The organism is Streptosporangium sp. NPDC006013, from assembly GCF_040614275.1.
In the GTDB taxonomy this organism is placed as follows: Bacteria; Actinomycetota; Actinomycetes; order Streptosporangiales; family Streptosporangiaceae; genus Streptosporangium.
Genome location: NZ_JBEXUE010000939.1, coordinates 1 through 1,389, shown reverse-complemented (window position 1 = coordinate 1,389; position 1,389 = coordinate 1). Strand labels below are relative to the sequence as shown.

At 72.6% G+C, this 1,389-nt stretch carries 1 protein-coding gene; it reads right to left on the bottom strand.

Annotated elements, in window-relative coordinates; translation table 11 throughout:
• Positions 1 to 105: 105 nt before the first annotated feature.
• Positions 106 to 1,188, bottom strand: a complete 1,083-nt coding sequence (locus tag ABZ260_RS51075; protein WP_355633223.1) for an LLM class flavin-dependent oxidoreductase — start codon at positions 1,186 to 1,188, stop codon at positions 106 to 108.
• Between the last annotated feature and the right edge of the window lie 201 nt (positions 1,189 to 1,389).

The following is a 1,389-nucleotide window of genomic DNA, read 5'->3' as shown; positions in this document are numbered from 1 at the left end:
TGGCCACGGCCTGCCAGATCGCGATCAGCGCGACGATCGCTCCGGCCCGCAGCGCCAGGGCTCGCCAGAGGGTACGGCCGGCGCCCGGCTCGGTTCCGAGGACGCTCACGCGACGAGCGCGGGGGCCGCCAGCCGGGGAAGGACGAAGTCGCCCACCCGCCAGGCCTCCTCCAGGTGCGGCCAGCCGGACAGCACGAACTCCGACAGGCCCAGCCCGGCGTATTCGCGGAGGCGTTCGGCCACCTCCGCGTAGCTGCCGACCAGCGCGGTACCGGCGCCCTCGCGGACCAGGCCGACCCCGGCCCAGAGGTTGGGGGAGATCTCCAGGGATTCGGCGGAGCCGCCGTGCAGGTCGGCCATCCGGCGCTGTCCCACCGAGTCCATCCGGGCGAATCGCGCCTGGGCGGCGGCGATCCTGCCGGGGTCCATGCCCGAAAGCAGCCGCCTGGCGTATGCCCAGGCCTCGTCGGCGGTGTCGCGGGCGATGACGTGGAGCCGGATGCCGTACCGGAGCTCGCGACCCGCCTCGGCGGCGAGCTTCCGCATCCGGGCGACCCGCTCGGCGATCATCGCCGGGGGCTCGCCCCACATCAGGTAGACGTCCGCCCCGGTGGCGGCCACCCGCTCGGCGACGGGGGAGGCTCCGCCGAAGTAGATGTCGGGGGTGTCGAGCAGTGGCGTGGCCAGTCCGCCGCCCGACACCCGGTAGTGGGTGCCCCGGTGGTCGAACGGCTCGCCGGTCCAGGTGCGCCTGAGCACCTCGATGAACTCGCCGGTCCGTTCGTAGCGGGCGTCGTGGTCGAGGAAGTCGCCATAGGCGCGCTGCTCCTGCGGGTCACCGCCGGTGACCACGTTGAGCAGCAGCCGCCCTCCGCTGATCTGCTGGAAGGTCTGCGCCTGCTGGGCGAGGAGCGTCGGCAGGGTGAAGCCGGGCCGGAAGGCCACCAGCAGCCTGAGCCGCTCGGTCCGCGCCGCGACCGCGCTGCACGCCACCAGCGGGTCGGGGCAGCCCGCTCCGACCGGGGTCAGCGCCGCCTCGAAACCCGCGGACTCCGCGGCCCTGGCCACCTGGGACAGGTAGTCGAGCGTCGCGGGCCGGTCCGCGGCGGCACCCGCCGCGACGGTGGTCGTGGCGGGCCTGACGTGGTGGCCGTCGCCGGTGGTCGGCAGGAACCAGTGCAAGCGCATCTTCGCCTCATACAGAGCTCATACGGAACGGGCTGGTGCCCCGATATTAACCACATAATACCGATCTATAAAGAGGGAATTGGGGTGAGGGAGTCCACTGGCCGAACTTCGCCGCGTGACGTCGTTGACGATGGCCGGCCTGGTCAGGGATGGTGGCCGACCGCCGCGTGGTGTCCTGTGAAGATCATCGGCGGCCGGGGC